The 13,851-nt window shown below is 44.5% G+C and carries 10 protein-coding genes and 1 pseudogene; 9 read left to right on the forward strand and 2 right to left on the reverse strand.

What is annotated here, in order from left to right:
• Positions 1-27 precede the first annotated feature (27 nt).
• A complete protein-coding gene (locus tag I8U27_RS04025) occupies positions 28-1,638 on the forward strand; it encodes a glycoside hydrolase family 43 protein (protein WP_181750724.1) in 1,611 nt (536 codons plus the stop codon).
• A 206-nt stretch (positions 1,639-1,844) separates the two neighbouring features.
• Here the strand turns inward: I8U27_RS04025 and I8U27_RS04030 are convergent, their stop codons facing one another.
• Positions 1,845-2,072, reverse strand: a complete 228-nt coding sequence (locus I8U27_RS04030) for a hypothetical protein (protein WP_181750725.1) — start codon at positions 2,070-2,072, stop codon at positions 1,845-1,847.
• A 1,246-nt stretch (positions 2,073-3,318) separates the two neighbouring features.
• Positions 3,319-5,178 (reverse strand): sigma-54-dependent Fis family transcriptional regulator, encoded by a 1,860-nt coding sequence (locus I8U27_RS04035; RefSeq protein WP_181750726.1) that lies wholly within the window; start codon positions 5,176-5,178, stop codon positions 3,319-3,321.
• Positions 5,179-5,348: 170 nt separating this feature from the next.
• On the opposite strand from I8U27_RS04035, the gene I8U27_RS04040 reads away from it, so the two are divergent.
• The 8 genes and pseudogenes from I8U27_RS04040 (at position 5,349) to I8U27_RS04075 (ending at position 13,609) form a co-directional block, all read left to right on the forward strand.
• Positions 5,349-5,603: a hypothetical protein gene (locus tag I8U27_RS04040; protein WP_181750727.1), complete on the forward strand. Its 255-nt coding sequence runs from the start codon at positions 5,349-5,351 to the stop codon at positions 5,601-5,603.
• Positions 5,604-6,023: 420 nt separating this feature from the next.
• Positions 6,024-6,734, forward strand: a complete 711-nt coding sequence (lipB, locus tag I8U27_RS04045) for a lipoyl(octanoyl) transferase LipB (protein WP_198065843.1) — start codon at positions 6,024-6,026, stop codon at positions 6,732-6,734.
• Positions 6,694-7,686 (forward strand): thiamine pyrophosphate-dependent dehydrogenase E1 component subunit alpha, encoded by a 993-nt coding sequence (locus tag I8U27_RS04050; protein ID WP_181750729.1) that lies wholly within the window; start codon positions 6,694-6,696, stop codon positions 7,684-7,686. Before lipB ends, I8U27_RS04050 begins: the two co-directional genes overlap by 41 nt.
• Positions 7,687-7,715: 29 nt before the next feature.
• Positions 7,716-8,753, forward strand: a complete 1,038-nt coding sequence (locus I8U27_RS04055; RefSeq protein ID WP_181750730.1) for an alpha-ketoacid dehydrogenase subunit beta — start codon at positions 7,716-7,718, stop codon at positions 8,751-8,753.
• 74 nt (positions 8,754-8,827) lie between these two features.
• Positions 8,828-10,069: a dihydrolipoamide acetyltransferase family protein gene (locus I8U27_RS04060; RefSeq protein WP_181750731.1), complete on the forward strand. Its 1,242-nt coding sequence runs from the start codon at positions 8,828-8,830 to the stop codon at positions 10,067-10,069.
• Positions 10,070-10,088: 19 nt separating this feature from the next.
• Entirely contained in the window at positions 10,089-11,468 is a 1,380-nt protein-coding gene (gene lpdA, locus I8U27_RS04065) for a dihydrolipoyl dehydrogenase (protein ID WP_309506093.1), read from the forward strand.
• 68 nt (positions 11,469-11,536) lie between these two features.
• Entirely contained in the window at positions 11,537-12,394 is an 858-nt protein-coding gene (gene lipA, locus I8U27_RS04070; RefSeq protein WP_181750733.1) for a lipoyl synthase, read from the forward strand.
• 147 nt (positions 12,395-12,541) lie between these two features.
• Positions 12,542-13,609: pseudogene (locus I8U27_RS04075) on the forward strand (2,3-butanediol dehydrogenase).
• The last annotated feature ends 242 nt before the right edge of the window (positions 13,610-13,851 follow it).

The following is a 13,851-nucleotide window of genomic DNA, read 5'->3' on the forward strand; positions in this document are numbered from 1 at the left end:
TATGGTTACGTTAGGAGAGAATTGGTTATGTCGAAGATTGTAAATCCAATTTTACGGGGATTTAATCCTGACCCTTCTATTATTCGGGTGGGAGACGATTACTATATCGCTACTTCAACGTTCGAGTGGTTTCCCGGGGTTCAAATCCATCATTCCAAAGACTTAAAAAATTGGAGGCTGCTCACCCATCCATTAGCGCGCAAGAGCCAGCTTGATATGATTGGGAATCCGGATTCCGGGGGCGTTTGGGCTCCATGTTTAAGTTATTCCGATGGAACGTTTTATTTGGTTTTCACCGATGTGAAGAGTCACTTGGGTCCATTCAAAGATACCCATAACTATTTGGTTACTGCCAAAGATATTAAGGGGCCATGGTCTGACCCAATTTATTTGAACAGCAGTGGGTTCGATCCGTCCTTATTCCACGATGAAGACGGCAAAAAGTGGCTGTTGAATATGGTATGGGACCACCGGAAAGGAAAAAATTCTTTTGGCGGCATTCTGTTGCAGGAGTACTCTGTAGAAGAACAACGGTTAGTCGGTCCGATTTACAACATTTTCAGAGGGACGGAACTCGGGCTGACGGAAGGCCCGCATATTTATAAACATAACCGATACTATTATTTGATGACCGCAGAGGGAGGTACCCGATTTGGGCATGCCGTAACCGTTGCGCGCTCAAAATCATTGTTCGGTCCGTATCAGGTTGATCCGTTCGGTCCGATTTTGACTTCTTCCGGTAAGCCGGAACTTGAATTGCAAAGGGCGGGACATGCAAGTTTAGTGGAAACTCAAAACAACGAATGGTATATTGCGCATTTGTGCGGGCGTCCGTTAAGACCCTCGATGAATTGTAACTTAGGACGGGAAACAGCTTTGCAACGGGTTGAATGGACTGGGGATGGCTGGCTTCGACTCGTCGGTGGAGGCAACAGTCCGCATGTAGAGGTGCAAGGTCCCGTACTGCCGGAACATCCTTTTGCGCCGGAACCGCAAACGGAACATTTTGATGGAAAGCATATCAGTATTCATCTGCAGTCGCTTCGCGAACCGCTCAGTGAAGAGTGGGTTTCGATTAAGAAGAGACCGGGCTTTTTAAGACTGACTGGCAGAGAGTCGTTGTCCTCTACTCATCGACAAAGTATGATCGCGCGCAGGCAGCAATCGTTCACCGTTGAAGCGGAAACGGTTGTGCAATTTTCCCCGGAAACGTACCAGCATTTGGCCGGACTCATTTATTATTACAACACGAAAAACTATTACTATTTATGGATTAGTCATGATGAACAGTTAGGTAAATGTTTGGGGATCATGACCAGTGATCGTGGAATGTACGATGAGCCGTTGGAAACTCCGGTTTCAATTGAGGGCTGGGAGCGCGTCTATTTAAAAGTGAAAATTCACTTTGAGCAATTACAGTTTTATTATTCGCAAGATGGTGTAAATTGGATTGCGATCGGGCCGGTGTTGGATGCAAGCAAAATTTCGGATGAGAACGTTGAATTGGTGACCGGCGGCTACAGGATCGACCAAGGCTTTACAGGTGCCTTTATCGGATTGTGCGTGCAAGATTTAAGCGGTCAGAAAAAATATGCGGATTTTGACTATTTTACTTATCGCGAGCTTGACCGTCAATAAACATAAGTACCAGAATGACAAAGCTCCAACAAAGGTAAAGCCCTCTCGCACAACTGGCGAGAGGGCTTTACCTTTGTTCATTTGCAACCTCAAGGGGAAGCAGCGTTTTTTGTATTATCTTCGGTGTTTTCCTCTATCTTGGAAAATGCCTCGACACCAGATAGAGATTTTCGATTTTCGGGCTGCATCCTACGGTGATCCCTAGATTAAGGATTTCGCCCTGTTCTTTCCTGTATCATTTTTTCTATTCTTTCAAACCTTTCGTCAATACTGACCATCCTTCGTTTAATTTCTTCCGCTATGCTCATATGTTTTGTAATTACTTGATCTACATCTTCAGTCTTTCTCCTTTTTGCACTGTGAATGGGAATCCCTTCACCATGAGTGGGAATCGCGTATGGACTGTATGGATAATAAGGATAACCAGAATACATTTTCTCACTCCTCTTTTATTAGGTGTAACATTCCTACCCATTATATGAGTAATGCAGGATTTTGCACCGCCTATATTTAGTGGTTCAGGCTTTTTTCAAAAGGTCATTTTATAAGCTTATCGAAATTTTGGTAAAAGTTTGGGGTAGACAGAAGGCGCATAGTACGTTGGGTGAGAGGTCTGACTCGGATCTGCGGGAAACACATATTTTTGGGGTAGAGATTAAGATCTTTTTATATCCCCAAAACAAAAAATTTATATTTCTAAAACACTGATCATTTTTATGGAGCGTCCACTTATTTTTTTATTTTTCAATCTCCTTAGCATAAGCAGACGACTAATTATTTATAATATTTTCAAGTTTTTTAAAATAGGAATATATTATATTAATCTGATAGATTTTAGAAATTGTAATCTCAACCTCCTCATCAGGAAATGACTTTATTGATGATAGGAGGTGAATCATAATGAATAGTACCCAAAAGCAGCAACGATTTAGAAGAGGACGTTTCTGTCCAAGACGTTGTTTCTGTTTATGCCCAAGACGTCGCAGGCGTCGGCCGTTTAGATGATTAGATTTTTATACTGTCGTATCTTTCAGAAAAAAATTAAGCACCCAAGCGGTGCTTTTTTATTGAATGGTTGAAAATCATGATGAGAAAAAGTTTGTATCATGGATAACAGTATAACCTATACGAAATACGAATCTTTTTCAAGATCCTAAGTTCCTATGCTATGTGATTCGCGAAAAATCTCCAATTTACGATGCTTTCAAACTTTTTTTGGTAAGAAAGAAGTCAGTTAAAACCTCTGAATTCGAGGGTATAACTGAATGGCAAAGTCATCTGGCTTTTTGGACTTAACGGATCGCCGATCAGTCGCTTTCTTAAGTATTGACTGGAGGAGGCGATTTTTTTTTCTACATCATCAGTGGTTCTATATTTCGACCAATACTTTTTTGATCATGGGTACATATTCATTTTGGCGTTTCTCTTTTTTTCCTGTTCCTGGTTGGCCGCATCGACTTCCCGGAGAAACCTCAACCCCGCCGAGCACCAATTGTCTATTTTTGAAGTCAACTTTGATGGAGAGAGATAACTTCCACATGGTTATAAAACAGAATGAACCAAAAATAAAAGGAATTCGCGGCGAATTCCTTAAGAAATGGAGTAAGTTTATTGGATGATCCAAAATGGTTAAGGTACCGTCTCCAATCATTCTCATTACCTGAGATACCAAGACACAGTTTACAGATTAAACTTCTGTAATCTTCGATAAAATGTACTTCGCGGGATGTTCATCAATCGGGCAGCCTGCGTGGCATTTCCTCCGGTTTTTTGCAACGCCTGAATGATCTTCTCCTTCTGAATCTGTTCTCGCAATGTAAGAGTGTTTGATCTTACAATACGATCAGTTTTCGATTGTTCCCCGGGTGATGGCAGTTCTGTTGAATGCGCAAATAACGGAGGTAAATGAGAGAGATCGGGTGACTCATCTCCACAGATGATGTGCATGCGTTCCAAGGCATTGAAAAGCTCACGGATGTTCCCAGGCCAGTCATATTGGATGAATTTATTCATAATTTCGTCCGGGATCTCAACCGGCCAATTTTTCTGACGACAATAGTATTTGACCAGATAAGGAATATCCTCCTTGCGCTCACGAAGCGAGGGAACATTGATCGGAAAAACAAAAAGACGATAAAATAAATCTTCGCGAAAATTTCCTTGTTGCACCCGTTCACGAAGGTCATGGTGTGTAGCCGTAATCACCCGAATATCAAGTGGAATCGCTTTCATTCCACCGACTGGTATCACCTCACGCTCCTGTAGCACACGCAAAAGCGCAACCTGCATAGCTGGCGGGATCTCCCCGATTTCATCAAGAAATAATGTTCCGTGATTTGCCTGCTCCAGCTTTCCTTTATATCCGTGGCGTCGAGCACCAGTGAAAGCTCCCCCCACGTAACCAAATAATTCGCTTTCCATCAGGCTCGGCGGAATCGCTCCACAGTTTACAGTGATAAAAGGACCATTCTTGCGGGAACTATTCTGATGAATCGCACGAGCAATGACCTCTTTTCCCGTTCCGGTTTCGCCATGAATATAAATGTCTGCATCGGAGTGTGCAACCAGTTCAATTTCGCGCAATGTCCGCTGAAAAACCTTACTAATTCCGGTTTCACCGGGAAAATGAAGAGAACTTGTGTAGAACTTCTGGCTTGATGTTGATTTTGATGGTGCTTCGAATTGAATATAGTACCCAATCAATTGACTATGCCGGGCAGAATATAAAGGAGTACAGAGACGTTCTCTGTATCCGTATTCCCTTAAATCCGCCAGATTCAGATCAGACCGCTCAGGAACAGCCGACCGGAAAGCTTGGTTCACACAAACCATTTGTTTGCGCCGGTTAAAGACTGCCATGAGTTGATTTGTCTGCAACAAGTCGATGGACCGTTGCATGAGTTCCAGTTGATCTTGCTGTTCTCGCAAGCTCCATTGATGTTCAATCGCGTATACGGTGGATACAACCGTCGCCAACGTATGAGGATGATAGTGCTGAACAGGACTGGAGACATTGAGCACTCCGACCAGATTCCCTTGATCATCGCGAACGGGTGCAGCTGAACATGTCCACACATGAGACGCAATCGAGTAGTGCTCTGACCCTTTTACATTAATTGGTTCACCTGTCCTCAATGCCGTACCGATCGCATTGGTTCCAACCTCATCTTCAGTCCATTTGACTCCTTCTACAAAATTGATTTTTCTCGCTCTCCCCAAAATCTCAGCATCACCTTTCATAGCCAATACATACCCTTGAAGATCAATCAACAATACAATCGATCTCGAACCTTCCATATGTTGGTTGAGCTTGTTCAAATAAGGGTATGCAATATCAAGTAACACAGAGTTTTCTTCCTTTTTTTGACGAAATGACTTTCCTGTAAGAATATCCCGACCTTCCCCAGAATGCGGATTTACACCTGCATGTTGACAACGATACCAAGATTCAATGATTCGTTTGTTTAATCGGGATGAATCTAATACCCCTTCCTGAATGAATCGTTTCCATAATCTCTTGGACATTGCACCATCCACCATTTATTTACCTCCTTTTCAAATTGAAAAAGAATTTTTGGTCGGAAATGGCTTCGTTTTATTTTCCCTGTATCATTTTATGAATTTTCTATTTTATTGTGGGTAGAAGAAATTTGTCCGTTGATTGTCGGAGTTAATCCTGTAGGCACAAAAGGTTCTCGAATGGGTTGATCATGACTGCCGCTGTATATGGCAACTTCATGGAGTTTATTCATGCAATCCATGAAGACGAATGGCAATTTGCTTCTACCTATGAACAGGCAGAAGATTGTCTATCAATATTGTCATGTAAGATTTTATCTGATGAAATACGGTGTGGGATTGCCGGCTCCGTCCCAATCCAGTTGCGAGTCGCCATCTGCAACCCTGCCCTTCTGCTTCTTTTCAGTTCAATTTATATAGAAATTGTCGATATCTTTTTGTTTTGAGTGATATTTATTAAAACGCTTTCGTTCATTATAACAAATATTCAATCTATTACACTCTAAAAAAATGTAAGTGCCGATGGATGAACCATAGCTGCCTGGCCGGATGGGGCAGTACAGAAAGAGGAGCTTCTCTGAACAGAGGGTAGACTTTCATGCCGATCAAAACAGTACATCCGTCATTGCTATGTTTCAGGAGGTGCAGACTTCTTTTGCTGAGGGGAAGAATCTATCTTCCATATACACGTGATACGATTTTTTGTTTTATACAAAGTGAGACAAAACGGGACAGTTGTCTCATTTTGTCTAAAAAAACTACTCTTTTATGCAAGATGATTGTACCTGACCTCAGGTGAAAAAGAAAAAATCGATGTTGGCACGGGATTTGCAATGGATAGAGTAGCAGAAGGAGGTGAAAAGGGATTGCGGGCTTATGTATGCCAGGAACTAGATTATGAGATCGCGCTTCGTTGGCAAAAGGATCTGGTTGCCAAGAGAAAGTCAGGAGAGATTGAGGATACGCTGATCTTGCTTGAGCATCCCCCCACCTATACGATGGGTTCGGACCAAAAATGGGAGCACTTGCTATATCCCCAAGATTTTCTTAGGAGCCAGGGATTTAGTATTTGCAAGTGTGACCGGGGAGGGGATATTACCTATCATGGCCCGGGGCAGCTTGTTGTATATCCCATTACACGTTTGCGTGACTCCGGATTAACACCGATCGGATACGTACGATTATTGGAACAGATCATATGTGATGTTCTGGCCATGTACAACCTCGAGGGACAACGAAAAAAAGGGTATCCCGGTGTCTGGTTGGAAGACCGCAAAATTTGTGCCATTGGTATAGGGATCAGTCGGGGTGTGACATTCCATGGTCTGGCGTTAAATGTAAACCCGGATCTTACTCACTTTCAAAATATTGTTCCCTGCGGACTCGCAAAGTTTGGAGTGACGTCACTTGCACGGGAACTGGAGTTTTCCCCCGAAATGTCTATAGTCAAACAGCAGATCATCGCTTCGTTTGAACGAAATCTGAATGTGAAATGCAGTGTATCAATTGATCAACGAATGTCAGGAGGAGTCCATCATGAAAACGGCTCAGAAGAAAAATCAGTTGCTCTCTCGTGAGAAAGCAACTTGGATGTATCGAAAAATGGTGGAAATCAGAAAGTTTGAAGACAAAGTGCATGAACTGTTTGCGAAAGGCAACTTACCCGGATTTGTTCATTTGTACGCGGGTGAAGAAGCGGTAGCCGTTGGTATTTGCGCGCATTTGAATAAAAAAGACAGCATTACCAGCACGCATCGCGGGCATGGCCATTGTATTGCAAAAGAGTGCGATTTGAATGGAATGATGGCAGAGATCTACGGGAAAGCAACAGGTTTATGTAAAGGAAAAGGCGGCTCGATGCATATTGCCGACCTGGAAAAAGGTATGCTTGGGGCAAACGGGATTGTCGGAGGAGGCTTTCCGCTGGCGTGTGGTTCAGCACTGACAGCAAAATTGAAAAAAACCGATGCTGTATCAGTTAGCTTCTTTGGGGATGGCGCAAACAATCAGGGAACATTCCATGAAGGGATTAATTTGGCTGCCATTTGGAAATTGCCGGTTATTTTCGTGGCGGAAAATAATGGATATGCAGAAGCGACACCTTTCTCTTACGCTTCCAGTTGTAAGGATATTGCTCAAAGGGCGGCTGCCTATAACATTCCCGGTGTGGTAGTAGACGGAAAGGATGTAGTTGCTGTTTACAAGGCGGCCCAAGAGGCTGTAGAAAGAGCGAGAAGGGGCGAAGGACCAACCCTTATCGAGTGCAAAACTTATCGTAATTATGGTCACTTTGAAGGGGATCAGCAGAAGTACAAAACGAGTGAGGAGTCACAATACCATCGTAACGAAAAAGATCCAATCAATCTATTCCGTGCTTACTTGGTAGAGTCTAAACTTTTAACTGAAGAAGAACTTTCCAACATTGACAGCGATGTGGAGAAAGCGATTTCAGACGCTGTCAAATTTGCGGAAGAAAGTCCGCTGCCATCTGCAGAAGAACTGTTCACAGAAGTTTATGTGTCTTATTAATAAATTTCAAAATTATAGAGGTGTTTTAAATGACTAGAAAAATAAGTTTCGCAGATGCGATTAATGAAGCGATGAAACTGGCGATGCGTGAAGATGAAAATGTGATTCTTTTAGGAGAAGACGTAGCCGGAGGGGCAGAAATGGATCATTTGGCAGATGATGAAGCATGGGGTGGTGTCTTGGGGGTAACTAAAGGGTTGGTGAAGGAATTTGGGCGTGACCGCGTGTTAGATACGCCCATTAGTGAAGCCGGTTTTGTGGGAGCAGCGGTGGCAGCCGCTGCCACGGGGTTGAGACCGATTGCAGAATTGATGTTTAACGATTTTATCGGTTCATGTTTGGATCAGGTTATGAATCAGTGTGCAAAATTGCGGTATATGTTTGGCGGCAAGGCGCAAGTGCCCGTAACGATCCGAACCATGCACGGAGCCGGGTTCCGCGCAGCTGCTCAGCATTCACAGAGTTTGTATGCGATGTTTACCCATTTACCCGGCATCAAAGTGGCTGTGCCGTCCACTCCGGCTGATGCGAAAGGTTTGCTTCTGGCTTCGATCGCTGACAACGATCCGGTCATTTTCTTTGAAGATAAGACATTGTACAACATGAAAGGGGAAGTACCTGAAGATTATTATACGATCCCGTTTGGGAAAGCGGATGTGAAGCGGCAGGGGACCCACCTTACCATCGTAGCGATCGGCAAACAAGTACACACCGCTCTGACTGCGGCGGAACAGCTTGCGAAAAAAGGGATTCAAGTCGAAGTCATCGACCCGCGCACGCTGTCACCGCTGGATGAAGATACTATTCTTTCTTCCGTGGAGAAAACCAACCGTCTCATTGTGATTGACGAAGCGAATCCGCGTTGCAGCATGGCAACCGATATTGCAGCTCTTGTGGCAGATAAAGGATTTGACTCGCTGGATGCACCGATTAAGAGGGTAACGGCTCCACATACACCGGTTCCGTTTGCACCGAATCTTGAGGATCTCTATCTGCCTTCACCGGAAAAAGTGATTCAAGCTGTTTCTGAACTTCTTGGTGACGAGTCAATCGTGGCTGTTTCGTAAGCGCATTCATAGAAGCATTGGAAAGAGGTGGGTTGAGACCCCACCTCCTATCTGGAAAAAGGAGTGTAAAAGACATGGCAACTGAAATAATTATGCCGAAACTGGGAATGGGGATGAAAGAAGGAACCGTCGTCGAATGGAAAAAAAACATTGGCGATTCCGTCCAAAAAGGGGATATCATTGTTGTTATCAGTTCCGAGAAAATTGAAATGGAAGTAGAGTCGCCGGCAGACGGAGTGATCCTGGATATGTCGGCTCAAAACGGAGAAGTGGTTCCTGTTGGAGGAGTGATTGGCTATATTGGTTCGGAAGGTGAGAAGGCAGGGAGTATGGAAACGTCAGAGACGCCCTCCGTGAAAGTGGGAGAGCAGGCGGCTGCTTCTTCTGAAACCGCTGTCCAAGTGGTTGCCTCGCCTAGGAAAAGCCAAGTGAAAATCTCACCGGCTGCCCGAAAAATGGCGGCTGCTGCCGGATTGGATATAGCGACTCTTGTCGGAACTGGCCCACAGGGACGGATTACGAAAGAAGATGTTGAAAAGGCGATTGAAAGCGCTGCGCAAACGTCGTCAACCAAAGATGGGAAACAAGCGGTTTTAACTGGAGAGCAAGAAAAGCCGGAATCTGCTGCAATTGATCGTACTTCTGTCAGTGGTATGCGGAAAGCAATCGCTACACGTATGTTTGAAAGTTTACAGCAAAGTGCCCAACTGACGATCAGCATGAGCGCCGATGTGAGTGACCTGCTTACACTAAGAAAACAAGTTTTGTCTGATGTTCAGGAACGTCTTAAAGTCAAACTGACTGTAACCGATTTTATCGCCCGTGCAGTCGTATTGGCCCTGCTTAAGCATAAACAGATGAACAGTGCTTATATTGAAGACAGTATCAACACTTACGGAAATGTTCACCTGGGAATTGCAGTCGCTTTGGAAAAAGGGTTAGTCGTACCTGTGATCCGAAATGCGGAGCGTTGTTCGGTTATTGAATTGTCACGAGCTATCAAATCGTTGAGTCACAAGGCGCGAAATGGTCAATTGAGCGCCGAAGAAATGAAAGGTTCAACGTTTACGATCACAAACCTGGGAGCGTACGGGGTAGAACTGTTTACACCTGTGCTCAATCCGCCGGAAGCGGGCATCCTGGGTGTCGGTTCGATTCAGGATACACCTGTTTATATCGAGGACTCACTGGAACGCCGCAGTTTATTGCCGTTAAGCTTGACGTTTGATCATCGTGTGCTTGATGGAGCGCCTGCGGCGGAATTTCTCGCAACCGTCAAGCGATACCTCGAACAGCCGTACACCATGTTGTTATAGGCGAGGAGGGCGTGAAAAAGTGAGTACAGTAACCATTATCGGAGGTGGACCGGCTGGATATGTTGCGGCAATCACAGCCGCCCGCCTCGGCAAACAAGTCGTATTGATCGAAGAGGCCGAACTGGGTGGAACCTGTTTAAATGAAGGATGTATACCGACCAAGTCATTGCTGGAAAGTGCCGAAACGTATGACCGGATCAAACACGCGAGTCGTTTTGGAATCGATTTACCGCTGGATCAGGTGCACCTGAATTGGCAAAGCGTTCAACAGTATAAAAATAACGTGGTCAAAAAGCTGGTACTCGGAATCGGGTACTTGATGAAGAAGAATAAGGTGCATGTGGTAAAAGGAAAAGCTTCTTTTTTGACAGATCAGCTCATCCGGGTTCAGACAGAAGATGGTATTGCGGAAATTACAGCAAATCAATTTATTATAGCGACAGGAGCCGAGCCGATCGCATTGCCTTTTGCTCCGTTTGACGGGGAGTGGGTGATCCATAACAGGCATGCGATTGCACTGCCGGAAGTTCCTTCTTCATTGTTGATTGTTGGCGGCGGTGTGATCGGTTGTGAATTTGCGAGCGTTTACAGCCGGATGGGCAGTAAGGTAACCATTGTGGAAATGGCGGACCAGATTCTCCCCGGAGAAGATTCGGATCTTGCGGCGATTTTGTATCATCAATTAGTAAAAGACGGAGTTCTCATTCATACATCGACAAGTGTGCAGGAGATCGACCGCAATGACCGATCGGTCACACTGGCGATGAATGGAGAAATTACGAAAATGACGGCCGATTATGTACTGGTGGCGATTGGCCGTAAACCGCGTGTGGAAGGATTGGGACTGGATCAGATCGGAGTGCTCTATACAAAACAGGGAATTCAAGTCAATGAGCACATGCAGACAAGCATTCCCCACATGTACGCATGCGGCGATGTTGTCGGCGGTATCCAGTTGGCTCATTTTGCTTTTCATGAAGGGGAAGTGGCTGCCGAGAATGCATGCGGCAAGCAAAAGAAGATAAACCGCCGCGTCGTCCCACGATGCATTTACACCTGGCCGGAAATCGGCAGTGTGGGATTGACAGAGAAAAAGGCCAGAGAGATATACGGGGATATTCGTATCGGAGAATTTCCTTTCGCCGCAAATGGGAAAGCGTTAATTCTAGGTGAACAAACCGGAAAGGTAAAAGTGATCGTTCATCCGGAATTTAATGAGATCATTGGTTTTTCGATTGTTGGGCCGCGTGCGACAGAGCTGATCGGACAGGGGTCCATGATGTTGCACTCCGAAATGACTGTAGATACAATGGAAAGTTTTATTGCAGCGCATCCGACACTGTCTGAAGCGTTACAAGAAGCGGTCTTGAGTGCAACGGGTCTCGCCGTGCATCTATAACAGCGGGTTTATATTTACTTTTATATGAAAAATCGTCCAAGATTTAGCAACAATTTGGAGTGAGACACATGTCAGATCGCAAACCGGAATGGTTGAAAGTTAGCTTGAAAGCAAGCGAGAATTATCATGACCTGAAGAAGATGATGCGCAGTAAAGTCTTGCACACCGTATGTGAAGAAGCCCAGTGTCCAAATATCTACGAATGCTGGAGCCAGCGTACAGCTACCTTTATGATTCTTGGCGATATTTGTACACGGGCGTGCCGATTCTGTGCCGTAAAAACGGGCCAACCGACAGAATTGGATTGGCAGGAGCCTGAACGGGTAGCAGAAGCGGTTGAATATATGGGTCTGCAGCATGTGGTTGTCACTTCTGTAGCCCGCGATGATCTTCATGACGGCGGGGAAGCGATCTTTGCTGCCACCATACGGGCTATCAGAGACAGGAATCCGTTTTGCAGTGTGGAGGTATTAATTCCCGACTTTATGGGCAATTGGGATGCTCTCCGTACGGTCATGAACGCTGAGCCTGACGTGTTGAATCGTAATATTAAGACGGTCCGCCGTTTATCGGACCGCATCCGATCCAAAGCCAAATTTGACCGTTCACTCGACCTGCTTCAATGTGCTAAGGAAATGAAATCCCATATTCCGACCAAGTCAAGCATGATGGTTGGGGTCGGTGAAACGTGGGATGAAATTTTGGAAGCAATGGATGAGTTAAGAGCGGTTTGCTGTGATATCATCACGGTCGGCCAGTACTTGCAGCCGACCAAACGGCATGTAAAGATTCAAAAATATTATCATCCAGATGAGTTCAGGGCGTTAAAGGAAGAGGGAATAAAACGTGGTTTTAAACATGTGGAATCATCTTATCACGCTCGAGAGCATATTCAGGGTGTGACAGCAACATCTCTTCAAAATTAGCATCTCATTCTCTAAGATATGATTTCTTGACGGAATATATAGAAACGGCACGCAGAACTCAATCATAAGATCGTGCTGTCTCTCCGGATACAACATAAGAAATATTTAGGTAAATGAATATTTACAAAAATATAATGAGGTGACAACATGAAAGCAGCACGATGGTACGGAGTTAAAGATGTTCGTGTAGAGGAAATTCCCGAGCAACAAGTAAAGCCGGGTATGGTAAAAATAAGGGTGGAATGGTGCGGGATCTGCGGTACCGACTTGCATGAATATTTAGCAGGTCCCATTTTCCTTCCTTCAAAAGAACCTCATCCTTTAACGAATGAAAAAGTACCTCTTGTGCTTGGACATGAATTTGCAGGTGAAATTGTAGAGATTGGCGAAAGCGTTACCAAATTTAAAGTAGGTGACCGGGTTACAGTAGAGCCGATTCTTAATTGCGGCAAATGCGGTGCCTGTAGATCGGGAATTTACAATCTTTGTGAAAAGCTCGGATTTCATGGTCTGGCCGGCGGCGGCGGTGGCTTCTCTGAATACACGTTGGTCAAAGAAAACATGGTTCATAAATTACCGGATCAAATGAGTTATGAACAAGGAGTTATGGTAGAACCTGCCGCGGTTGCAGTACATGCGATAAGACAAAGCAAACTTCAAGTTGGTGACAAAGTTGCGGTGTTTGGTGCAGGACCCATCGGTCTGTTAACGATTCAAGCCGCGAAAGCTGCAGGTGCAAGTCAAATTATTGCTATCGAACTTTCAGTAGAACGCAGAGAATTCGCTCAAAAAGTTGGTGCGGACATTGTCTTGGATCCGAAAAGTGTAGATGTGGTGAAAGAAATTCAAACCCTTACAAATGGAGGGGTTGATGTAAGCTTTGAGGTTGCCGGTGTGGAAAGGGTCTTAAATTAAGCGATTGAGAGCACAAAATTTGATGGACAAATGATTATTGTCAGTGTTTGGGAAAAAGCAGCAACCATCCTTCCAAACAGCTTTGTCTTAAAAGAGCGTGAAATGAAAGGGATACTTGGCTATCGAAATATCTTTCCGGAAGTGATCCAACTGATCGCGAACGGCAGCATCAAAGCGGAAGAACTGGTTACGAAAAAAATTAACATTGATCACATTATCGAAGAAGGGTTTGAAACGTTGGTGAAAGAGAAAAGCCATGTAAAAATCTTGGTAAGTCCAAGAGCTTTCTATTTACCATGATAATGGGGGTGAAAAATATGAGTAACATTACATTTATGGTTAATCCGTTGACATTGCAAGGCAATCAAGTAAAAGTTGACCAAACGCTCTCTCTGGGGAGTGAAGGGCAAGAAAAAAGATAGCTAGTTCGCTATCTCTTCACCCAACCGGGATAGTTGTCCAGCACCCCGTTCTAATCAACCGAGATATGATACTTACCTCTATTCCTCAACTACAGTATAGCATCCTATCTTTTCGTTCTT

Origin of the sequence: Paenactinomyces guangxiensis (assembly GCF_016055185.1) — a bacterium.
GTDB classification, from domain to species: domain Bacteria; phylum Bacillota; class Bacilli; order Thermoactinomycetales; family Thermoactinomycetaceae; genus Paenactinomyces; species Paenactinomyces guangxiensis.

Excerpts from the sequence above, each read along its gene's own strand:
- I8U27_RS04025 (WP_181750724.1), top strand. The coding sequence starts at position 28 with ATGTCGAAGATTGTAAATCCAATTTTACGGGGATTTAATCCTGACCCT.
- I8U27_RS04030 (WP_181750725.1), bottom strand. The coding sequence starts at position 2,072 with ATGTATTCTGGTTATCCTTATTATCCATACAGTCCATACGCGATTCCC.
- I8U27_RS04035 (WP_181750726.1), bottom strand. The coding sequence starts at position 5,178 with ATGGTGGATGGTGCAATGTCCAAGAGATTATGGAAACGATTCATTCAG.
- I8U27_RS04040 (WP_181750727.1), top strand. The coding sequence starts at position 5,349 with ATGACTGCCGCTGTATATGGCAACTTCATGGAGTTTATTCATGCAATC.
- I8U27_RS04050 (WP_181750729.1), top strand. The coding sequence starts at position 6,694 with ATGAAAACGGCTCAGAAGAAAAATCAGTTGCTCTCTCGTGAGAAAGCA.
- I8U27_RS04055 (WP_181750730.1), top strand. The coding sequence starts at position 7,716 with ATGACTAGAAAAATAAGTTTCGCAGATGCGATTAATGAAGCGATGAAA.
- I8U27_RS04060 (WP_181750731.1), top strand. The coding sequence starts at position 8,828 with ATGGCAACTGAAATAATTATGCCGAAACTGGGAATGGGGATGAAAGAA.
- lipA (WP_181750733.1), top strand. The coding sequence starts at position 11,537 with ATGTCAGATCGCAAACCGGAATGGTTGAAAGTTAGCTTGAAAGCAAGC.